Origin of the sequence: Maritimibacter sp., from assembly GCF_016774595.1 — a bacterium.
GTDB lineage: Bacteria > Pseudomonadota > Alphaproteobacteria > Rhodobacterales > Rhodobacteraceae > Maritimibacter > Maritimibacter alkaliphilus.
Map to the genome: position 1 here is coordinate 1,749,372 of NZ_JACBWT010000001.1, position 21,938 is coordinate 1,771,309.

At 58.9% G+C, this 21,938-nt stretch carries 22 protein-coding genes; 3 read left to right on the plus strand and 19 right to left on the minus strand.

Annotated elements, in window-relative coordinates; all coding sequences use genetic code 11:
* The first annotated feature begins 377 nt into the window (after window positions 1-377).
* The gene (locus HOY44_RS08950) at window positions 378-785 is read left to right on the plus strand and encodes a hypothetical protein (RefSeq protein ID WP_287434364.1); all 408 of its coding nucleotides are present in this window, start codon (window positions 378-380) and stop codon (window positions 783-785) included.
* A 4-nt stretch (window positions 786-789) separates the two neighbouring features.
* Entirely contained in the window at window positions 790-1,056 is a 267-nt protein-coding gene (locus HOY44_RS08955; RefSeq protein WP_287434366.1) for an HGGxSTG domain-containing protein, read from the plus strand.
* 55 nt (window positions 1,057-1,111) lie between these two features.
* Here the strand turns inward: HOY44_RS08955 and HOY44_RS08960 are convergent, their stop codons facing one another.
* Together HOY44_RS08960 and HOY44_RS08965 are read right to left on the minus strand one after the other, a co-directional pair.
* A complete protein-coding gene (locus HOY44_RS08960; protein WP_287434368.1) occupies window positions 1,112-1,432 on the minus strand; it encodes a VanZ family protein in 321 nt (106 codons plus the stop codon).
* 44 nt (window positions 1,433-1,476) lie between these two features.
* Window positions 1,477-1,746 (minus strand): helix-turn-helix domain-containing protein, encoded by a 270-nt coding sequence (locus HOY44_RS08965; protein ID WP_287434370.1) that lies wholly within the window; start codon window positions 1,744-1,746, stop codon window positions 1,477-1,479.
* Between the two features lie 375 nt (window positions 1,747-2,121).
* Between HOY44_RS08965 and HOY44_RS08970 the strand changes: the two genes are divergently transcribed.
* Window positions 2,122-2,691 carry a tyrosine-type recombinase/integrase gene (locus HOY44_RS08970; RefSeq protein WP_287434372.1) on the plus strand — a complete coding sequence of 190 codons (570 nt, stop codon included), beginning with the start codon at window positions 2,122-2,124 and terminating at the stop codon, window positions 2,689-2,691.
* A 113-nt stretch (window positions 2,692-2,804) separates the two neighbouring features.
* Here the strand turns inward: HOY44_RS08970 and HOY44_RS08975 are convergent, their stop codons facing one another.
* The 17 genes from HOY44_RS08975 to HOY44_RS09055 all read right to left on the minus strand — a co-directional run bounded on the left by HOY44_RS08975 (window position 2,805) and on the right by HOY44_RS09055 (window position 21,801).
* Window positions 2,805-3,950 carry a glycosyltransferase gene (locus HOY44_RS08975; protein WP_287434374.1) on the minus strand — a complete coding sequence of 382 codons (1,146 nt, stop codon included), beginning with the start codon at window positions 3,948-3,950 and terminating at the stop codon, window positions 2,805-2,807.
* A complete protein-coding gene (locus HOY44_RS08980) occupies window positions 3,947-5,053 on the minus strand; it encodes a glycosyltransferase (RefSeq protein WP_287434376.1) in 1,107 nt (368 codons plus the stop codon). Before HOY44_RS08980 ends, HOY44_RS08975 begins: the two co-directional genes overlap by 4 nt.
* Window positions 5,054-5,062: 9 nt before the next feature.
* Window positions 5,063-5,962 (minus strand): sulfotransferase, encoded by a 900-nt coding sequence (locus tag HOY44_RS08985; protein ID WP_287434377.1) that lies wholly within the window; start codon window positions 5,960-5,962, stop codon window positions 5,063-5,065.
* Window positions 5,959-7,110: a hypothetical protein gene (locus HOY44_RS08990; protein WP_287434379.1), complete on the minus strand. Its 1,152-nt coding sequence runs from the start codon at window positions 7,108-7,110 to the stop codon at window positions 5,959-5,961. The genes HOY44_RS08985 and HOY44_RS08990 overlap by 4 nt, the downstream gene beginning before the upstream one ends.
* The gene (locus HOY44_RS08995; RefSeq protein WP_287434381.1) at window positions 7,110-8,582 is read right to left on the minus strand and encodes an oligosaccharide flippase family protein; all 1,473 of its coding nucleotides are present in this window, start codon (window positions 8,580-8,582) and stop codon (window positions 7,110-7,112) included. Before HOY44_RS08995 ends, HOY44_RS08990 begins: the two co-directional genes overlap by 1 nt.
* Window positions 8,579-9,505: a glycosyltransferase family 2 protein gene (locus HOY44_RS09000; protein ID WP_287434383.1), complete on the minus strand. Its 927-nt coding sequence runs from the start codon at window positions 9,503-9,505 to the stop codon at window positions 8,579-8,581. The genes HOY44_RS08995 and HOY44_RS09000 overlap by 4 nt, the downstream gene beginning before the upstream one ends.
* Window positions 9,502-11,514: an acyltransferase family protein gene (locus tag HOY44_RS09005; RefSeq protein WP_287434385.1), complete on the minus strand. Its 2,013-nt coding sequence runs from the start codon at window positions 11,512-11,514 to the stop codon at window positions 9,502-9,504. Before HOY44_RS09005 ends, HOY44_RS09000 begins: the two co-directional genes overlap by 4 nt.
* Window positions 11,511-12,470, minus strand: a complete 960-nt coding sequence (locus tag HOY44_RS09010) for a sulfotransferase family protein (RefSeq protein WP_287434387.1) — start codon at window positions 12,468-12,470, stop codon at window positions 11,511-11,513. Before HOY44_RS09010 ends, HOY44_RS09005 begins: the two co-directional genes overlap by 4 nt.
* The gene (locus HOY44_RS09015) at window positions 12,467-13,387 is read right to left on the minus strand and encodes a hypothetical protein (RefSeq protein ID WP_287434389.1); all 921 of its coding nucleotides are present in this window, start codon (window positions 13,385-13,387) and stop codon (window positions 12,467-12,469) included. Before HOY44_RS09015 ends, HOY44_RS09010 begins: the two co-directional genes overlap by 4 nt.
* Window positions 13,380-14,099 (minus strand): hypothetical protein, encoded by a 720-nt coding sequence (locus HOY44_RS09020; protein WP_287434392.1) that lies wholly within the window; start codon window positions 14,097-14,099, stop codon window positions 13,380-13,382. The genes HOY44_RS09015 and HOY44_RS09020 overlap by 8 nt, the downstream gene beginning before the upstream one ends.
* A 241-nt stretch (window positions 14,100-14,340) precedes the next feature.
* Entirely contained in the window at window positions 14,341-15,252 is a 912-nt protein-coding gene (locus HOY44_RS09025; protein WP_287434394.1) for an FkbM family methyltransferase, read from the minus strand.
* A gap of 152 nt (window positions 15,253-15,404) precedes the next feature.
* Window positions 15,405-16,526, minus strand: a complete 1,122-nt coding sequence (locus HOY44_RS09030; protein WP_287434397.1) for a glycosyltransferase family 4 protein — start codon at window positions 16,524-16,526, stop codon at window positions 15,405-15,407.
* 53 nt (window positions 16,527-16,579) lie between these two features.
* Complete coding sequence (locus HOY44_RS09035) at window positions 16,580-17,212, minus strand: class I SAM-dependent methyltransferase (RefSeq protein ID WP_287434399.1); 633 nt, start codon at window positions 17,210-17,212, stop codon at window positions 16,580-16,582.
* Complete coding sequence (locus tag HOY44_RS09040) at window positions 17,205-18,611, minus strand: hypothetical protein (protein ID WP_287434401.1); 1,407 nt, start codon at window positions 18,609-18,611, stop codon at window positions 17,205-17,207. The genes HOY44_RS09035 and HOY44_RS09040 overlap by 8 nt, the downstream gene beginning before the upstream one ends.
* A 6-nt stretch (window positions 18,612-18,617) precedes the next feature.
* Window positions 18,618-19,619, minus strand: coding sequence for a glycosyltransferase family 4 protein (locus HOY44_RS09045; RefSeq protein ID WP_287434403.1), 1,002 nt, complete (start codon window positions 19,617-19,619; stop codon window positions 18,618-18,620).
* 246 nt (window positions 19,620-19,865) lie between these two features.
* Window positions 19,866-20,570, minus strand: coding sequence for a TylF/MycF/NovP-related O-methyltransferase (locus HOY44_RS09050; protein ID WP_287434405.1), 705 nt, complete (start codon window positions 20,568-20,570; stop codon window positions 19,866-19,868).
* Between the two features lie 37 nt (window positions 20,571-20,607).
* Window positions 20,608-21,801, minus strand: a complete 1,194-nt coding sequence (locus tag HOY44_RS09055; protein ID WP_287434406.1) for a glycosyltransferase family 4 protein — start codon at window positions 21,799-21,801, stop codon at window positions 20,608-20,610.
* Window positions 21,802-21,938 lie beyond the last annotated feature (137 nt).

The following is a 21,938-nucleotide window of genomic DNA, read 5'->3' on the forward strand; positions in this document are numbered from 1 at the left end:
AACCCACGATATTCAGTTTTATCGGGGATTGCCCGACGCACATGCCGCAATATCCAACTTGTGGGGGGGAGGGTGGCCAAGTCCGGAATCCGAGGAACAACCCCATGCACCCGAAAATACGTCGGCATTATTGAGCTGAATTCCTGAGAATGTTCTGCTAACGTTCACCCAAACTCAATGATGGACGTCTCGCGATGACACTCAAAAAAGACCCTGATGGCATACCTATCGTTCCGGTCCACAAACCCATACCTGGCGACTTTGCACGCAAGCTTTTCGAAACGAAGGAGATCAGTGTCGTTCTTCGAAAAGTGGAAGAGATTTCGGAGCTATTGTAGTTGCCCGCTTCTCTATCCGAAACCGAAAGGAACGAGCGCATGCTCCGTGCCTTGGAGCAGATCGAAAGCCTGGACCCTCAAGACGGACTTGAAGGCCTCCTTGCTCAACAAATGGTCGCAACTCATGCTGCCGCCCTGGAATGCTTGCGCCGCGCAGCCCTTGAAAACCAGACGTCGATTGGGCGCGATGCGGCCTTGAAACAAGCCGAGAAGCTCATGTCGCTTTATCTCAAACAAGCTGCTGCGCTCGACAAACACCGAGGGAAAGGTCAGCAAAAGGTTACGGTTGAGCACGTTACGGTCAACGAAGGCGGCCAGGCGATCGTCGGCCATGTGGAACGTGGTCAACGCCGAGAGGGAAAAAAGATCGAAAATGCGAAGCCGGTGCCAGCAAACAAAACGCCTGAAGGCTTGAAGAACACAACACGAAAAAAGCAGCCGCGGTGAAGGCATGACGAGGAGCCAGAAGAACGACACCACTCGGCTTGACGCAAGTCCAAGATGCGGCGCCAAGACGCGTTCCGGCAAACCATGTCGTGCACCGGCCGTTGCGGGCAAGGCTCGGTGCCGCATGCATGGCGGTGCTGTGGGTTCTGGGGCACCCAAGGGGAACAAGAACGCCCTTAAGCACGGTTATTATTCGGCGGAAGCAAAAGCAATGCGCAAGCACATACGCGACCTAATCAGAGCAACTCATGAGATTACTGACGATATGTAGTCAGGTCCGTCATGCGTCCAGCACCGAAGTCCGTCGGATCCTTGTCAATCACTCGCTACGTCTGAAAAACGCGCGCTACACCAAAACCCGCCAATGTGCCCAATAACGCGCCAAGTGCATCGAACGCGAAATCCGCCCATTCCGCTTCGCGTCCAAAGGTCGGTTGAATGAGCTCAATGGCTGCACCGAAAAGCAATGCGAGTACCGCAACCTGATGCCAGCGTCTTGGCCTGAGGAGCGGCGTAGGGAACATGAGCGCCGCGAATGACAGCGTATGGAACACTTTGTCGGCGTGGGGGAAATGCACCGGCGCAGGCGGGCGCGGGACTAGGGTCAGGTAAGCTATCACTGCAGTAAGTCCGAGCGTGAGGGCCATCCAGATCGAACGCCGGGTTGCGGTAGACAAAACTTCGGACGGCATCATTCTGTGCGTTGATCAACTGGCCTTGAATGGATTCGAATCCCCGGAGCGCTTTCGGGCGTTCCGATGAACTCGATGCCTACCGATTGGAAAGCTTTCATGAGCGCTTTCAAGTTCCCCTTTCGGGTTTTTGGCACGCCTTCTCCCGCTTCATAGCGCTTTATTGTGGCGGTGCTCACGCCAGACTCCAAGGACAGTTCGACGACACTCCAGCCGATCGCTGATCGCGCAGCACGTAGTTGCGCCGACGTGGCGGTTTCTTCTTGCATTATGATCTAATTGGTATCATAAATTTCACCATGACGACGCCGTTGAACACAGATTGGAGGTCCGCATTTAGACGTCTCGAGGGCGCCTACGCCCTGTCGACAATGCGCAGCTACTACGCGGATGTCGAGGCGTTCGAGACTTGGTGTACGGCTTCGGATCTTGTGTCATTCCCTGCTCACCCGGCTACGGTGTCTGCGTTCATTGAAGAACAGGGCAAATCGCTCACGCCATCGACTGTCCAGAGGCGCCTGTACGGAATCCGAAAAGCACACCGATTGCTGGGCCTGGATGATCCAACGCGAGATGAAGACGTGAACCTAGCAATGCGGCGCGTCCGCCGCAGCAAGACCAGTCGCCCTCGGCAAGCGAAGGGGATGACGCGGGACTACCTCGAGATATTCCTTTCGGTCCAGCCAGATACCCCATGGGGTCTGCGTAACAGGGCGATGCTCTCTCTTGGCTACGACATCCTCGCCCGGAGATCCGAGCTCATTGCATTGTGGGCAGATGATCTCATCTGGCAGAGCGACGGTACAATGAGTGTGCTTGTCAGGCGAAGCAAGACCGACCAATTCGGAAAAGGCCGGGTTGCGTTCACGTCATTGAGGTCAGCCAAACTGGTCGATGCGTGGCTCGCCTGGCGGCCGCACGAGATTGGACCTTTGTTCTGTCCAATCTATCAAAACGTCGCCATTGACCGTTGTCTAAGTGACACCACAGTCAAGGACATCATCAAACAATCAGCCCGCGCCGCTGGTCTTGACGCATCAATTGCAGCAGCTTTCAGTGGACACTCGATGCGTGTTGGCGCGGCCCAAGACCTTCTCGCGGCAGGACAAAGTACAAGCGCAATCATGCGGGCCGGTGGTTGGAAAAGTGTGGAGGTCGTTCAACGATACATTGAGAATGCAGAAGTCAATGTATGGGACAACTTATTGGAATGAAAGCGCTTTTTGTTCAACGTGTTAGCAGAAAGGCACCTAATCAAAGTGCCAAGCTGACTTTAAAGTTGTAGTTGTTTCGAAGACGATTTCGGAATCGCGTGCTCAGTAGAAGTTTAGGAACTGAGCCCCGCGCCGACCGATATTGTATGATCTCGATCAAACAGAACTTCCAGATAACCGTTCGCCATTAACTTAATATCGTATCGCTTGGCAATTTCTGGCAGCGTTGGGGGAGGCTCGGCGTCCGAGTTCATTGCTGCAATTAAGTGGCTGGCTAGTGCCTCGGGATCCTGCTCAGGACACAATCGACCCAATTTTCCATCGTCCAACACTTCTGCGCAAGCCGGTACATGAGTTGCAACCACGGGGCAACCTGCAGCCAATGCTTCGATTAGAACAACGCCGAATCCTTCGTCCCGGGTCGTCGACAGGCAAAAGACAGCGGCGCCCCCCAGAAGTTCCGGGATATCGCTGCGTGCGCCAAGAAAACGGACCCTGTCGGCCACGTTTTCCGCCGCTGCCAATGCCACAAGGTCAGCTCTCAGACTGCCTTCGCCGACAAGCTCCAACACAACGCGGCGCCCGCTGACGGACACGGGCATCAGCGCAAGGGCCCGTATCAGCGTCGCGTGATCCTTTATCGGATCGAGCCGGGCGACCATCAAGACCACCGCCTCCGTCGGATCGGCACCGGATCGCGCCGCTTTGGCCCGGCTCGCGATGGCCCCGATGTCGCAACCATTGTGGATCACGGTTGAGCCTGCGGGCAGGCTGCCCAGTTCCGCCATGGTGTCTTCAATGTAACGCGAGACACTGATCAACCGCAGCCGCAGGCGGCGACTCGCCCAAAGGATAAGACGCAACTTTGCCCGTGTTTTCCGGTCGGTGGATGCCGGGTTACCCTGCACCACCCCGATACGACGGATACCCTTGCGCCGTGCCACAGCCGACATGAGCACGTGGTCCACAGTGAAGAAATGAAAGACTATTGCGTCTGGCCGCACCCGATCCAGCAATTCGCCAAAGGCGCAAAGGCGTCCGCGCCGATCCTCAGGTAGGACCTCCGGCGCGCCTGTAACCGGCTCAAACGCGGGAACGATGCTACCACTTTTTCGGTACAGCGCCACGACCCGGTTCGTCGCACCCTGAGCCGCCAAGCCCTGTGCAGCCCCAAGACAGACAATTTCTGTACCGGCCCGGTCCAGTGTAGCGATCACATGCAGGACCGTGGTGATCTCCTTCGCGGCGCCGCAGTTCATATCCCCAGAATCCTTGCATAGCCGTCCGCCATGGCAGCCTGTGAATACACTTTCTCGGCGCGCTCCCGCGCGGCCCGGACCTGCGCGGCATCGGGCGCCGTGGCGGCTCGGGCAATCGCATCGGCCAGGGCCTGCGGGTCGTTTTCCGGGACCAGCGCACCGCAGCCCCCGCCATCTAGCACTTCGCGGCAGGCGCCCACATCCGTCGCGACAATCGGCACACCGACGGCCATGGCTTCGATCAGGGCGATGCCCAAGCCTTCCTCCGGGCGAACCGAAAAGGCAAAGACATCCGCCGCCCGTAGCAGGTCCGGGATGTCGCGCCGCCGCCCGAGAAAGCGCACCGCCTCAGCCAGACCAGCCTTGGCCACCTGGGCCTCCAGCGACTCGCGCAGACTGCCCTCTCCGACGATGTCCAGCGTCGCAGCTATGCCCAGCGCGCGCAGCAGGCCGATGGCGTCGATCAGGTTGGCGTGATCCTTGCCGCTGTCGATACGCGCAACGATCACCACCTTTGGCGCTTTGGTCGGGCGCGGATCGCCGCGAAAGGCAAAAGCCGACAGATCAATCCCGTTGCACACCACATGCACGTTTTTCGCCACGGAACCGAAGTGTTCCCGCGCTCCTTGCGCCACATGTTCCGTCACGCAGACAAGGTCCGGCGTCAGCGGCGCAGAGGCGCGCATAAGCAAGCGGTATTTCCAGAAATCCGGCTGCCAGTGCCAGGGATAATTGCCCAAATGCACCACCCGCTGACGGATCCCCTCTAGCGCGGCCCCGGCAAACAGTGCTCCATGCACCCCGTTGGGAATGGAAACGATGGCCCCAATGCTTTCGGTCCGGAAGACGTGCCGCATGCGCCAAGCGATCGCGGGATAGCGTTTCGGCGTGACCGGCCCGACAGCGGCATTGACGATCGGCACGCTAAGGGCGTCGAAGCGATCGCGCATGGTCATGTCATCGTCGTTGAGCAGGAGCGCCACCGGCGCAGCCCGCCCTTGCGCATTCCATACCGCCGCTAGATCCGCGGCCAGCGCAGGACCGCCCTCGGCCCGAAGGTTCGACAAGATCAGGGCGGTTTTTACGGGTGTCTCTGGCGGCATGGCGTCCTCCTAGTCAAGCAGCACGGCAGACGGCCAGAGCCTGCGGATCCGCTCCTCGCCGAAACGGCGGAACATGTCCTCATAGACTGGACGGTAATGGGTCGCGATCCGGGCCCGCAGTGCCGGGTCGATTTTGGTCTTGGGGGTCGAGCTTGCGTTCACTTCTTTGCCGAAATCTGGCGAAACATGGGGAATTCCCAGGAAATGCGAAAGGCGCCTGATTTCCGCGTCCGAGAAAAGCTCTTCGTAGAACCCGACAAAAAATTCATCTTGTTGGAATACGGCCTCGACCTCTGTCAGGGTCCGATCATAGCGCGTACGTATTTCCGCGTGTGGCGTGAACGGATGTACATCCATCGCCGTACAAAGACCGATTTGGGCATAGGTTTTTGCATTCAGCCTGTTGGCCTCCCGACCTATATACATCCGAGCCGCAGAGATGCAGCGCGCAACCGGGTCACGCAGGAGAAAGACCGGCCGAACAGTGAATCCAGCCGCTTCAAGATGCGATCGAATCTCGGCGAAAACGTCCCGCGGAAGGCATCCATATTCCGGCGTCATGTCTCCAGTCAGGTGGCATTCGGACACCGCGTTCACAAGGTCCCGAAAATACCCGGAGTAGCTGTCTGCCCCTGCCCGAAGCCGCGCACGTAGTGCTTCGAGGGTTTGTGGCCGTCGTCCCGTCCGCCTCAGGATCGAAAGGAACTGGCGCGGACTGGACGACGGTGTGACATCACGCCTGTCGAGAAAGTAGCGCATGTCCTCAACGTACAACGCATCAAAGATATGATATTCCTTCATCATACCAAAATTCGCTGACGGATGCCCCGAAAGATGATCATGCAGCCAGGTCGTCCCCGCCTTCTGCGCACCGAGACCCAGCAGAAACACAGGTTTTTCAGCGGTCATACCCGCCCCCTCAATAACATTCTGGACCGTCGCCGCAACCCGGCGAGACCATGTCGCAAGAACAGCTTCCCGATCCCGGACAAAGTTGGGGCCGCCTGAAAGCCGTTGATCCCGCTTCGCGCTAGGTGCTCGCAAACCATGGTCATGACTTGCCCCTCCAAGACCGCGTCCGGCAAGATGCGCGCCTCGTCACCATCGATCAGAGCGGCATAGTCCGCTTCATCCATGTGACCGTCGTCAACAAGCGCGCGGTTTTCCGCGAACCAGCGCGCATCGATCTCCCGCGCCTGCTCTTCGGTCAGGAAGGATCCACGCATCTCGCCTTCGAGGGTCACCAGATTGTCGAGAAGCTGACCGTACAGGTCTTCGTACACGTCGCCCGTCACGCCCCGGCTCAAGGCATTGAACACCCGGATGCCGCGGGCAGCGGCAAAATCCGGGGATCGGTTAATGTCGACCCGCTCCGGAGCCTCGACCCGCGGGAGGTCGAACGCGCGGGCGAAGTCGCCGAGCAAGCCCCCGTCGGCTTCCCGGGCCGTGTCGTAATTGCGGAAAACGAGCTTCGGCGGCGTCTTCCACTGCCGGAGTTGCGCAATGAATGGCGCGGTCCGCGCGGCCGCGAAGAGATCACTTGCCAAGTCGTCGTAGGAGCGGAACTCCCGGCCGTGGCCACTGGTGATGCGCTCGATGTAAACGGAATTGATCCAGGTCGACGGCCGCCTGAGATACATCACGATCTCGACGTCGAAGCCTTCGAATATCTCCCCGAGCGCCTGCATGCGGTTGTCTCGCGGATCGCGGCCGAGATCCTCGGCGGACAGGATTAAGCTATGCCCGGGCCTGGCCAGCGCTTCCGTGTGAAACGCATTGAGCAAGCCTGTATCAAACGTCATGCCGACCGATAGGCGGCTGAGGATGGCATGGCCATTCAGGCGGACGCCACGATCACGCGGCTGGAACCGCCCGATGTGAAGCAGGCTGCGCGGGAATAGCCATCCGGACGCATCAAGCGCCGCCTCCATCAGCGCCGCCTGAAGGAAGGTGCTTCCAGTCTTGACCCGGCCAGCATGCAGGAGGATCCGCCTAGGTTTCATGGCGATCAGGGTCCCGCGCAGACGGGCGGCGGCAACCGCGCTCGAAACTTGCATTAGATCTGCTCCGCCCGAACCGATTTCCGGAGGAGCCGGTTGGCGAGACTGGCGATATCCGGCGATTGACAGAGCGCCAGAACACCCAGGGCAAGAAAGCTTGTCGCAGTGAGGATCGCACCGGTCCAGATGCCGTAGCCAAGTGCCGCAACCAGCATCGCAAGGAGGCACAAGAACAAATAGCCAACGACCCGGGGCGCCATGCGGGACAGCAGGCCCGAGACATGCAGAGCCCAGACGCATTCGGCGGCGAACCTGAGGAGAATCACCACCGAGGCTCCTCGCGCCCCGTCCACCCAGACGCCGAGCACGAGCGCCAACAGGAAGGGCAGGGCCGAAACCGCACGCAGCCGTGCCGGCAGGTCTGGCCGCCCCGATGCGCGTTGCAGCACCAAAAGCACCCGCAGGCAAGATTGCACATAGACACCCGTCAACAGGATCTGCGCGATCATACCGGCACTGGCTTCGTAGTCCGACCCCAGCCAGACCGCAAAGAACGGCCGCACAACGAGGATGGCCGGTATGATGAGAAGGGCCATGCCGGCAAGCATGCCATCCAAAGCGCGCGCCCCCAGGTCCTGCCGTACGTCCTCGCCGGAGGCTTCTGAAAGGCGGGGATAGAGTGTCCGGATCAGCGCCTCCGGCAGAAAGCGCAGCCGGGCGGTCAAGTTCATGGGAATGGCATAAAGCGCCGTGGCCCCGGCCCCCGCGATCCAGCCGATGACGAAACGGTCCGCCGAACTTGTGATGCCCGAGATGCTGGAAAATACCACCTGCCAGCCGCCAAAATGCAGAGTACTCCGGAATTCGGACCAAGTCATCAGGCGTCCCCCCTGCAAGGAGGACCAACCCGCCATTGCATAGGTCATGAGACCCAGAATGCGCGTGATTAAGACCGTCAGGACGAGATTGGGAAGCTCTGGTCCGATCCAGTATGAAACGGCCAGCGTACCCATGACCGTGGCGATGTTGACGCTTGTTCCGATCAGGTTTCCACTCAAGAATCGCCGTTCGCCGTCCATGGCATTGCTCAGGATCGATGTCACCAGCCCCACCGGCAGCAGGAGCGTGATCCAGCCCATGGCAGCTGAAAGCTCGGCGGCAAGGGCGGCGTCGGTCTTGACGTTGCCAAAAACCAGAGGCCCGACGCCCAGCCAGAACACCAGCGCCAGGACCATACCAATCCCCGCGTTCGCCAGCCCGGTGGTCAGTATCACCGACCCGACTGATGGCCCCGCCTGCCCATTGCGGGCCTTTGCCACGAGGTAGGTCGTGGCCGCGCCCATGCCAAAGTCGAAAAAGGCGAACATGCCGGTGATCGACCAGACTAGTGTCAGGATGCCATAACGCTCCAGTCCGATCTGCGCGAGGTAAAGCGGCACCGAGATCAGCGTGATCACGACCATCAGCGGCGGGAAGATCAGGTTGATCGAAACATCCCTAGCGAAACTGCGCGGCTTGCGAACGCTCATCTCAATTGCCTCCCCGACCAGCGTTCCTTGCGCTCAAGCCCGAATATTCCGCAGAGGATGCGGTGACCGCGTGTGCCCAGATGCCCGCGAAACCCGCAGGCGCGCGCCCGGGCCAGAGCTTCATGGCCAAGGGCGCTGTATCCCTGCCGAAACGCCGAACGGGCCTGTTGATAATAACGCTTGCCCAGGGCCCGGCGCTGACCGTGCGTGTTCAGCGACGCTTCAACCGCCGCGAAACCATCCACCGCAGAGCGGATCACCTCTGGCGAATTGCCGTATCGCACCCTGTCGGCATTGCCGCGATCAATGTAGAGTGACTGGCCGGTATCCGTGACCGCGAGCGTAGCACCGGCCAGAATGCCACGCACCACCACCTCGATTTCCTCCAGCGTTTTCATCTCGGCGCGATAACCGCCAATGCCGCGCAGAAACGCGCTGCGCCACATGTGTGAATTGGTCTGGACTGTATGCCCGGACAGCCAAGCCTCCAGGAAGCGCTGCGGGTCTGTCGGGTCGGGCGGGCGGACCCTGCGGCCCAGGCTGCCATCCGGCCGCACGTTTTGTATGGCGCCGAACCCGATATCGGCCCTACTGCGGATCATCTCGGCCTCAAGCGCGGCGATTATCCCTCCGTCATAGAGGTCATCAGCGTCAAAAAACAGCATGTAAGGTGTTTCGACCAGCGCCAGCCCGGCGTTGCGGGCCTTTGAGGCGCCTGCATTCGCCTGCCTGCGTACGCGGATCCGGTCGGCATAACCGGCCAGTACGTCGGCCGTGGCGTCGGTTGACCCGTCGTCCACCACGATGATCTGCCCACCCGGCACGCCTTCTGACAAACAGCTGTCGATGGCCGCCGCCACAAAGGCGGCCCCGTTGTAGCAAGGAATGACCACAGAGGTCCGGCGCGGCAGAGAAGCAGTCACTGGGAGGCCTGCGTAACGTTTGGGGAAATGGTGGCGAGCACTTCGAGCACCTTTTCCGACAGAAGGTCCGAGCCAAGGCGAGCCAGATGATCATCATCGCGGTAAAGCGGCTGGCCGTCCAGTGTGGTGGCGCAGCGGCCGGGCAGAACGGTGTCGCAGAACACTTGCTCTGGACGGACCCGGTAGAGGTTCGGGTGATTGATGCTATCGAACAGGGCGATCACCTCGGCATTGCGGGTCTTATAAAGATCGTGGGAAGTGCTGACGTCCCGTTTGTCACCTCGCATCATCGCCTTGGCGCCGACCTTCGGCACATCCCATCCCGCCTCGGGAACCGGGTAGACCAAAACGATACGATGATGTTCTAGGCGCGCCCTGAGTTCCGCTTCCATGAGCTTGAGCACACGGGCGCGGCGCGCCGGATCGGTGGCCGCGCCGAAAGCACCCGACCAGTCCAGGGTTTCCAGCGCGCCGTTCTGGCCAGGCGGTTCCACGCCCCCTTCGCCATTGTCGAACCGTGTCCCCAGGATGTTCACGGACCACCGCCCCCCCAGGACGACGACGTCATAGCCATTCTGATCGGCCAGGTCCCACAGGCGCTGGTTCTTGCGGCTGCAGTTTGCCTCCGTATCCGCGATCCTGCGAAACCCGGGAAGGGGCAAGCATCCCTGTGCCGTCGCCTCAAAGACGCCGTATCCGGCTTTTCGCAAGGCGGGGCGCAGCCCGAAGGCCAGCGCATCGGCATGACTGTCCCCAAAGATTGCCACCTTGGGGAACCCGTCAAAGACGCATTTTGGCTCAGGCACCTCTGGCGTTTCCCAGGACATACAGGCCCCACTCAGGGGGTTTTTCTCCTGACCCGATGCCGCCATTCGGACCACCTCCTCAGGCAACCTCCCCGGCATGCCGCGGGTGGCATGCCCCGCCATGCCCACCGCGATGAACGCCGCCAGCCCCAGCGCAGAGCCCGCAAAGATCGCCCCGCGCCCCACGCGCGCCTTGCTGCGGATCGGCTGTTCCACGAAACGCCAGCTGAGCCAGGCCAGCGGAAAGGTCAGCGCCGCAAGACCATACATTAGCCAATGTTCCGGGTCGCCGATCGAACGCACCCGCGCAAAGGCCAGCAAGGGCTGGTGGATCAGATAGGCCGAATAGCTGATGAGCCCGATCCAGACCATCGACTTCAGCGACAAAAGCCGCGCCACCAGCGTGTCCGGCCCGGCAAACAGGAGGATAAGCGCCGTCCCGCCAACAGGAAAGAGTGCCCAGAGCGAGGGGAAGGGCGTCGCGTCATCGAACAGGAAAATGCCCCCCAGTACCGCCAGCAGGCCCGCGCCTGCCCCGATCTCGTTGGCCCCCTGCACCCGACTCCCCGAGCGCCGCTGCCACAGCGCCACAAGCGCCCCGGCGAACAACTCCCAGGCGCGGGTGTGGATCAGGTAAAACGTCGCGTCCGGCTCAGAGATCACGAAGGCCTGCGCCAGCCCGAGGCTGACCAGCGCCAGCACGCCTAGGATGATCTGAACCCGCGTGCGCCCCAGCCGCCACAGGAGCAGCAACAGCAGCGGAAAAAAAATGTAGAACTGCTCTTCCACCGCCAGCGACCAGGTGTGCAAAAGCGGCAGTTCCTCGGCATTCGGGCCGAAATACCCCGCCTGCAGGTAGAACAGGATGTTCGAGGCAAACAGGCTAACTGCCACCAGCGATCGGGTGAAGTTCAGCATCTCGGACGGCAGCATCCACGCCCAAGCAAAGGGCAGGCAAGCAGCCGTCACCACGAAAAGCGCCGGCAGGATGCGACGGGCGCGGCGTTCGTAGAAGTTCACCAGCGAGAACCGGCCCGTGGCCATTTCCTCGGCGAGGATCCCGGTTATCAGGTAGCCCGAGATGACGAAGAAAACGTCCACGCCGACAAACCCGCCGGAAAACCCCGACACGCCTGCGTGGAACAGGATCACCGGAACGACTGCAATCGTCCTGAGCCCGTCAACCTCGGAACGGTATTTCATCGCGTGGCCTCAATGTCCCAGCCATAACCCAGATCCTCAAGCGCGGGGCGCAAATGGCGTTCGACGCGGGAAATGCGCGTGACTGCTTCTGGGTCGACCCATTTGTGGCTGTTGCGCTCCATGACGTTTTTCACCAGCCAGGCATCCCCCGCCCCGCTGGGCGCGCGGCCAAGGAAGGCCATGATGCGATGCCATTCCCCGACGGGATCGGCGATGAAGCTCTCGTAACGCAGTTCGAGATAGCGCTCCGGCCCGAGCGCCGCCCCGTCGCGATGCGCCGTCATGACCGACTCGCGCCATTGCACGATGGCGGCGGCGTCGACGCCCTCCTCGGCCAGCACTCGGTCAAGCCCCGGCACACGTTCGCCATACATCACCGACCGCCCCGTAAGCAGCGGCAGGATTTGGCGCCGCGCGCTTTCGCGCAGGATGGCGGGAATGCGGTCGGCCGGCAGGGCCCCCTCGCGCAGCAGCAGGCGCAGTGTGGCAAAACGCCCGCGCAGAAAGCGCAGCTTTCCCGCGAGGGCCGACATCGGTTCGCTGGCAGCGGCCTCGTTCGGTTCCTGAGCCTTCCACTGGCGGCTGCGAGACAGCAGGTTGTCGCGCCCGTCGCGGATAATGTGGATGAACTTCGCCTTGGGGAAGATCTCGGCTGCAAAGGAGATGCGAAAGGCATTCGACGGCGTCTTGTCGAGGAACACTGTGGCCGGCCCATCGAAACGGCGCGCACGCAGGGCGAAATGGCGGTGGAGGTAACGGCGCAGGCGAGGCGTGACCTCAGTGGCCCGGCGCCGGTCATCCGATGGGTCAGCCTGCCCCTTGGTCCAGATATAGCGGTTTTCACCGAGATTTCCGAAATCCGGGCTTTCGGCATTAAAAGCAAAGGTCAGCAAGTTCGTCCCCGACCGCCCGGCGCCCAGGATGAATACCAGCGGTGTCTCGTCATACTTGCTCAAAGGATCAACCCCTCCGTTCCGAGCGCGGGCAGGTCGGCGATGCGCTGCCCGGCATAGAATGCCTTAATGCGGGCACGCTCCGCTGTACCGATCTCTGTCTTCCTTGACGGCACCACCCGTGCAAGGAGCTTGCGGATGACCCGGATCTGCCAAGGTGTCAGAAACGACGACCCCTTGACAGGCCCCAGCACCCGACGCACCAGTTTCTTTGTGGCATGATCGTCGGAGGTATTGGCCGCCTTACGCGCGATCAAATCAGCGAAGGCCCCTGCGTCAATCCCCAGCCGTTCGCAAAGCTGCGCCTGCGCGGCACCGTCGCGGAACAGCCTTTCAACGGATATCACGGTGACGTTTTCCGCGCCAAAGAGGTCACGGTAGAGCGTGACGACATCGGAAAAGCGCAGCGCGCCCGCAATATTCTCTCCGGCATGGTCAAGAGTCTGGGAAACCCATTGCGGAAAGGGCAGGAAGCGCCGCTCCGGGTCCCCGTGGCGCCAGGGATACATGTCGTACATCGAACGCAGGATATCGTCCTGGGTCCGCAGCGTGATCAGGATCTGCACCTGGCCCCCGGTTTCGGCCGTCAAGCGGCGCAAGAACTCCGCGATCTCTGTGGTCGGTCCCTCGTTGCTCAGGAAGGTCTCGTCCGAAATCACGTTGAGCCGGTCGCGGTCGAGTGCAGGCACCAAATGCGTCCGCCACAGGGCTCCGATCCGAAGCCCGCTGTCCAGCGCCATGTCCCGGATCAACGCGTGAAACTCGGCGGTTTCGGGCGCATCCCGGAACGCATCTCCCGGTGCGGAATGGTTCGAAAGATACCGCAATTGCGGATGACCGGCAAAGACATTGGCCTGCAGGGAGGTCGTCCCGGTCTTGGGATAGCCCGGGTGGAGGAGGATGCGCGGACGTTCAGTCATGCCCGTGCACCACCGAGATCGCCTCGCGCCCGGCTAGGTCGGCTACCCTCTGGCCCGTGAAATAGGTTTGTATCCGGGTCCTGTATTCCATGTCGACGTCGGTCTTTTTTCCCGGAAACAGCTCGCGCAGCACCGCCCGCGCAAAAAGGATCTGGCCCGGGCTCAGATAACTGCCGGCCTTTCGACCGCCAAGGATACCGCGGGTGATCTTCTTGAAGCCATGGCTGGTGGCGTCGCCCTTCTTGCTGATGCCTGCTATCCGTGTGAATTCAGCCGCATCAATCCCAAAAGCCCCCGACAGGGCCTCCTGCAACACCTGGTCGGAAGACAGCTCCTCAAAGGCGGCGGCCTCCAGGTTTTCCGCGACGAAGAATCCCTCGTAAAAGTCCACCATGTCTCCGTAGCGCTGCGAAGAGGTCATGTTTTCATCGGCCTTGTCGAGCATCTCTTGCAGCCACGGCGTGAAGCGTAGATCGCCCCGGTCCGGACCGCGTTCGTAGAATGGGCTCATGTCGTATTGTGAAGGCTTCAGCCCGACATGATCCCGCGCCACCATAAGGAACTGCGCGGGCCCCACGATGGCGCGCAAGCCGGCGGCGATGACAGCCGGCGGGCGATTGTTCATCACAAGGCGCTCGTCCTGGACCACGTTCATCCGGGCCGGATCGTAAAACGGCAGGAACGCCTCTTGCCAGGTGCCGCGCAGGGCCACCAGTTTCCGTTCGGATTCGTATATGAGGGCGTGGTAAGATGCATGCGCCCGCTCCGGCGTTGCAATCACCCGCTAGGCCCCGATCAAGCGTCTTGCCAGCTAGATAACGGATGTCGGGATGATGTATCAGCACGTTTTGCCGAAGTGAGCTCGACCCGGATTCAGTATATCCGATGTGGAATCGAAAACGATGGGTCACCATTTTATCCAAGCGTTCAAATTATTCAAATATCATATAGACTTATTTCTGCCCTTTTTCGGGCGTCGCAATTATCATGCTGTAAGCATCCGATCGAAAATAGTCTACGTCCACAACCTCCAACCTTTCGCCCACAAAAAGCCTCCCCAATAGAGCCTTGATCCAGAAGAAAGACAAATAATTTCCACCCTGCGCACTAGGCGATCGTTGAATCGCACTGAACTCGTAGCCATATTTCTTCAACAGGTTTATAGCCCGCGATTGTCCCTGAGAGAAGTCCCGGCGGCCCTGCTCAAAAAGCACCACGGGGCGTTGTCGGCGCAGCACGGCCTCTGCACCCGCGAACACTTCAGCCTCCATACCCTCGACGTCGACCTTTATCAAGCTAACATCGGACACGACACTCAAAACGTCATCCAGAGTCTTCACCTGCACTGAGTGTTTCTCAATCTTCTTTGAGGAATTATCTCCGCTATCACTTTTGAAACTCGCGCGGCCCGAGTTTACCGCTGACGGGACAGAAAGGGTTAGAACCCCGGAAGCATCTCCAATTCCGAGGTTCAAGCAAGTCCCGCCGAACATCGCAGCATTCACTTCCAAAACCTTGAAAGTTCTGGGGTTGGGCTCGATTGAAAGGACGCGCTTTACGTATCTTGAAAAATATAAAGAGTGGTTTCCGATATTTGCCCCAACATCCACAAATGTCCCCGACAGCGCAACAGGAAACCTTTCTTGCAAATATCTTTTAGTGAGATCTAGATCCTCACGTTCATAGAATCCATTCAAAAATATATCAATTGAAATGAAATCCTGCGAAAAACAAGCGAGCCTTGGAACCCCTCTATCTGCCTGGTCCCTTGCAAATTTATTGAGATTCTTCGCAAGAAAAAATCGAAACAGCTTAGCTCTGAATTCCCTACGACTCTTCACAATTGAAATAGTTTTAGGTGTCATATCGCCCCCAAGTACCTAAAGTATAAAAACCAGAATCCCAACCAAGCAAGCATATCGCGGAGCCGATGGATGCGGTATGAAACTCCATTTCATATTGAGTTTTGCATGTACACATCTTTTCATCGCACTTGTTTTGCTATCGTTTCCTTGCCTTACGCCCCGACCCCCGCGCCCAAGGTCCGTGCCGCAAGCTTGCGCAAAATTGGAGACAGCATAGATGCGGCAAGAGGCTTCAGCGGGCGACAATCCGCCAGGCTCAGGAGACCCGTGGCAAAACGCTCTGGACCCCAGAGGCCGATCGCGTCCTGCGCCGCCCGCGCGAGGGCCGGGCGATCGGCGTCGAGAAGCCTTTGCACCCCCTCCGTCAGACCGGAAACCGTGGGCGCGGTCAGGATGCCCGTCTCGCCGTCGCGAAGCAGTTCCGCCGCGCCCGCACGCTCCGACACCAGAACCGGGCACCCCGCCGCCATGGCCTCGTTCACCACCAGCCCCCATTGCTCGACCGTCGACGCCAGAACCAGCCCCTCCGCCAGAGCTATGAGCGCCGGGACATCTGCATAAGAGGCGAAACCACGGAAAACGACGCCTTCGCCCGCCTGTGCGCGTAGCGCTGCTTCCTCCGGGCCGCTGCCCACAAGCAGCAGGTCAGGCGTCTCAGGGCGCTTGTCGCGCGCGGCCGCATGGGCGGCGATCAGCGCGGACAGGTTCTTTTTCGGGACCAGTCGGCCAATCGACAGGATGTAGCGGTCGGGCAGGCCCAGCCGACCCCGCACGCCGGGATCGGAGCGGGCCACCTCAGCACCATTGGTGAAATGCGCATTGTCGACCACGTCATAGCCGGTGGCGATGCGCGCGCCGTCCATGCCCAGCGCCTGAAGATAGGTGGCATGCCCCTGCCCGGCCACCAGGCCCCCTGCGGAGCTGCGCACGACGAGCTGCTTGACCGCCTCGGACAGGCGACTGCGCGGGGAATCCCCGGCACGGCTGTCGGACATGAGGATCGCCGGGACGCTATGGCGATGCGCCCAGTCGAGCGCATAGAGCGCCGCCGCGTCACCCCAGCCGGGCACAGCGACCAAATCGGGGCGCCAGTCGCTCAAGGTTCGGCGGAGTGCAGGGCCGAGAACTCTAGCGGTGATCTCTTCCTCTCGGGCGAACAGCGTCACGCGCTCAAATTTGTCGCTCTTGGTAACGACCTCCCAATCGTAAGTCAGATCCCGCCCGCAGGTTTCCAGCGCAAGCACTGCACCGGTCTTCTGCTGCAGCGCACGCATACGGGCCGCGTGATACGGTCCGATACGATGGATGATGACTGCTATTCTTCGATTTAGATAGTGGTCAACCATGTCGTGTGAATCGCCCGAGCTTCCAAACCGATAAATGGCAATGGCCTTAATTCCTGCAATAAGAAACTTCTTCCCGCATCACAAAAGACACCTGCCAATTTGGGAATGAGGTCATCCCCATGAATCTCGATACACCAGTCGAAGTTGACGTTCTCCGCAAGCTCGGGACACTCATCAAACAGCAGTTCCTCCGCACCTTCAATATCGATTTTCACCAAACCGGCATCGTGCCCCGCGAGCAGGTCAGGTAGAGAGATCGTCGCATCGTCCGTGACGGTACCGCACAGTTTCTCGACCAACTGGATATCGCAGCCAGTGTATTCGTTCCATGTCATCGGCTCACGAAGCTGCTCTTTAACTGTCGGCTCCACAGCCACTACAACAGGCCGCCTGTGCCCAGCCTTCTTGGCCGCCCAGGCAAAGCCATAAGTGTGATAGCCATTATTAGCACCTACATCAAAAAATGTGTCGTGCTTGCCAATCTTCTCTGTCATCCAATTATTCAACACATGCTCATAAACCCCAAAGACCTTGCGCTTGGAGCGCCGCCAATCAAGATATGTCGTCGCTCCGCGAAAAGGTCCGGCTAATATCTTCTGCCGTTTCTCACTCATCCTCAATCCTTTCATAAGTGAACCGAAAATCGGGCTTCAGAGGAGAAGTGTACACTTGGGATTCTCGACTCCGACCCACCACAGCGGTCCGGCTAAGGCGCCCACCTCGCCGATCTAATATGCGAGCAACAAGAACCACCGGTAGCCCAAATAGGATCAGTCGGTAGAGCCATGGGTCGATTGACTGCATAACCAAGTAAACAGAAAGTGCGACCATGAACAAATAAATCAACCGCGCAGAAATGCTGGACCTCGCGGCTTTCCATACTCTTACGTAAAATAGACCGATCAAAAAGGCGACAATGAATGAGGCGGCACCAAACTCCATCCACAAGCTCCCCGTAAATGCCTCTGCAGCCCCCACGCTGGGTTCAAAATTTGCAACTGAAGCTATGCCCTCGCGACTCACGCCACCGTTCTTGCGCAAGTCCACTTCAACACCCAACAGCTGCGGCAACTGCACATACACATCAGGCCACACGGACCGCGGCAAGAACCGTCCAATAAGCCAAATTAACTCCCGCGCACCATAGAAAGCCCCATACTGATCTGCATATCGTACCGCAGCCCCGCCGATAAGGTACTCGTTGGACACCCAGCGGTTCATATGCTCCAACGGACTGGAAAAATTGACCGCCTTTGAGCCAAGGTATAGTGAATTCCTGTTTGCAACCAAAAACAGCATCAAAGATCCAGCCAACATTCCTCCACCTGCGACCAGGATGACCGAAACTCTCTTCCGCATAAAATATATATATCCACCCACCAGAACGACAAGCGAGAGAAGTGCTGGGCCACGTCGTGCTCCTAAGATGGCGTGGCTAAGTGTTGGCGCAACACACATTGCGACCATTAGCCAATCTAACAAACGCATGCCACGCCCTACTCTAGGCAAGAAAATTAGAAGTGCTCCGCCAAGACCTACAAACCGCATCTCGCGTATGTACCCGTTTGGCACCCAGCCACCGCCATACGCGGACCCATACGCTCCTTCAAAGCCACCTGAAGCCCTCACGATGTAAAGCCAGGCCACCCACCCAACCAGACCAAGAGCCAATCCAACCAATCGGATGGCCTTCTCTCCGTGTAGCTGCACCGTTTGCCAGCGAACCTTGGATCGGGTCAATCTTCGGCTACCGTAGCTTACCCCAGCAACCAGACACAATACCAATCCAATAGATATTGACTGATATCTATAGACATCATCGCCTCCAACCCAGAGAAGGAACCTTTGAGGATCTTCCCTGTATAAACTGTACGGCATGAATCCGTAGAGAAAGGCAAACTGTGGCATCAGGAAGATCAATGGGTGAAATGGATCACGAAACTTTCTCCAAGCCTGCCCCCAAACGGCCAAGAAAAATACAATCGTCAATATATACAGATCACTTACGAGCATGCGCAGTTATCCTATAACCTTATTTTGGAAGGTTGCGTCCAACGCTCGAACCGCGTGCAAGAGGCGTTTTGCATAGGCTTCTTGGCTAAATTCCATAGCTCGCTCTCTTGCTGCGGCGGACATTTGCGCACGCATTCCGCGGTCCTCTGATAGTTCTTCCATCCTTGCCGCCAATGTCTCCGGATCGCGGATCGGCACTATAAACCCGTCGATACCGTCGCGGACAATATCGCCACAGTTCGGCGTGGTAATGACGGGCAGTCCCGCCGCCATGGCCTCCACAATGACAATTCCGAAACTATCGCAGATCGTCGGCAGAACGAAGAAATCCGCCTTCGCGTACTCATTCGCGACAAGGGATCTTGGCACCTGGCCCACATAGGTCGGCCCACACATTGCTGGATGGCGCAAAACTGTGTCCTCGACTGGGCCGACCACACGAACATGTACGTGCGAGCCACGCGCCGCGAGCAGCCTGGCCGCAGCGGCGAGATCGGGATGTCCTTTTCGACGTCCGACAGAGCCTACGGCCAAGGCTCTTCCCTGTTCCGCTTCTACGTCTGGCCTTCCTGAAAAGGAGTCTAGTGAGAACCCGTAAGGGACGCGCGCAACGCAAACCTCTTTCGGAGCCAGCTCGCGCACTGCAGTTTCGGTGAAGACCGAGGGGACAAGCGTCAAATCCGCCACGGCGTACTTGCGAGCGTCACGTGCACGGCCCTGTTCGATCTCCGACTTGTCCGGCGCAGGACCCAAATCGGGAAAGCGTGAGTGTTCCTCCAAGAGCAAAAGCCCTACGTCCGGCCCTAAAATGCATTCATGCACGATCTTCACGCCGCGGTCCTTCAGTCGTTGCATGACTTCCAAATCTTCATTGACGATCACCGTATAGACCACGTCGCCTTCACCCAGTGGTGCGGCTTCAAGGTCCCGCAGCAGGCCCTCTGTAACGCGGCTCTGCCCGCTACCGACGCCTACCATCTCACCAGCCGTGCGCAGAACGGATTCCAAGGCTCGGTCATGGACCAACGATCGCGGTAAGCCAGCAGGGAGGCGCCGCCCAAAAAGGCGCCGTACCGCCTTGGGAATGGCGCGTGCTGGCAATATCGCCTCCATTCCTCGCAACCAGATATGATCGGCATGAAGGTCGGTGTATAGTCGCTCCAGCAAGCCTGCTTCGGCAAATACGCGCGGCATGGCGTAATGTAGACGCGCGCCCGGCTGGATAACGCTCACTTTCCGAGGCCGATCCATTCTTCAATCCGTATGAAGATCTTCGACAATATAGCTCATTCCAGCGTAGGCGTATTGTATATACGGCTGAAACGAAAAATTTTCGGAAGTGATGCTTGCGAATTCAGAAAACGCCCGTTTTTCACCAGAGATGCCCGTGTGGTTGAAGTTGAAAAAATCATCGAAAGCCAAAATCATGCCACCCTGAAGACGCGGCCTGAGGAATTCAAGGACGCACTTAGTCGATGAATAAAGATCACAATCAACATAAGCGATCGCGATTTTACCGCGAGGCAAAAAGTCAGCGCCGAGCTTAGGGAGAGACACATCGTAAAAGCCCGGAACTAGCTCATAGTTTCGAACACCCTTCCGCTTACAGAGCCTATGAAACCGCTCAATGCCTATCGCCATCTCGCCTTTCACCCAAGCCCTATGCGCATCACGCTCAGACTCTTCCTCAGGCAAGCCCTCAAAGCTATCAAATCCCCAAAGCTTGCGCTGCGGACGCGATGAACGCGCATTGGCTCGGGATGCCACCGAAAATGAAAAGCACTCACCGGTCCCGAATTCGACATAGTCGCCCTCGATTCCGTTGAATTGGACAGCCGCAAATGCCTTTTTCAGAAATGTCGCTGTTTCGTGACGAGTTATTGCGCTGTCTTCGTAGCGAGCGCGATCAAGGATATTTCGCGCGATCACCTTAACACGATATGGTACGTGTTGCTTCATTCAAATTGCCTCTCATTGATTTGGGTCCATCGTTCCACTATTCTGCGAGACGGCGGCCGATCAAACGGATTGGTAGGTCCCATGACGCCTGTATCCGCTCGCTCCAAGCTATTTTCCTTTGCCGATCCAATAGTGTCTTATCCGTGGCAAGCCCTAACAAGATGGTGCCGATCGTCTCAGGCCCCGCGTCAGGTTTGACCAAGTGACCCGACCCATGAGTCACGTATTCCGGCGACCCGCCCACGTCGGGTGCGAGGGTTACCAGACCCAAGCGACAGAATTCGCGCAGAGACATACCGCCCGCTTCAGCTCTCGAGAGCAGGCATCCTACATCGCATGTTGCCAGAAGGTCCACGAATCGGCCGGTTTCACGGCGCTTATCGACGAACCCGATCCACTCGATCCCAGACACCTGCGCAAGGGTCTTTGGCACGTCTTCGCGCGCAACACCGATTACGCGTAGATCAATCTCTGCCCCTTGGCTACGTGCGACTTCCATCCCGGCGATCAACCGGTCAAGCCCTTTTCGCTGCCAGTCTTTCCCCACGAAAACAAGACGGAGAGGCCCCGGGTCGTGCGGCGGATGGTCTTGTGCTTCCCAGGCATCCAGCACGTCCGGATCGAGGTTCGCACCACAAACGACTGCTTGGACCTTTTCGGGCGCAATCCCATAGTCCTCGACGACGCTTCGCGCCGCGTAGGAGCTTTGCGTGAACACTGTAGTTGCCTTCTGGTACTGATCCCGTTCTCGCCCAATCGCGTCATGCATGACTTTGTCAGGCAAGCCGAGGCCATAGGTTTCAAACATCTGTTTCAGGGTCTGGTCGACGAAGAAGAACAACCGTCCGTCGTGACGCTCAACGATGCGGCGCGGATAAAGCTGGAACATGTTGATAATGTCTTCACCCGGCATAGGCGGATCGAGTTTCCAAAGCTGGTCCAGAAACTCATCGCTGTACTGGTAGCCCCCGCTCGCCCCGCTCGCTAGTTTCTGGCGTAGGTTCCAAAGCAGGCGACGCCTCGCCCAGTTTCTTCCATCAGTTGACAAACGTAGACCGCGCACTGACCACCCTTGCCGCGCCGCATGTTGGAGGGCGAAATAAGGCGTGCCGCTCGCCACGCCTGGGTTCGTCACATCCCCGACCATAGCGAAGGCCACGCGGGTGTGCGGCACGTCGATATGCTTCGGATCAGACGACGACACTTCAGATACCTTGACGGGAGCCAACAACCAAGTCGGCGTCGAATAGCCTTTGAGACCGCTGGGTTATCGCTACGAAGAAAGAACCCTTAGCAGCGCCAATAGTGCGTCTAAAGGTCATTCGAGCGTCGCCTGAGCGCGGCAATCGGATTGTTTCGTTCGCCACC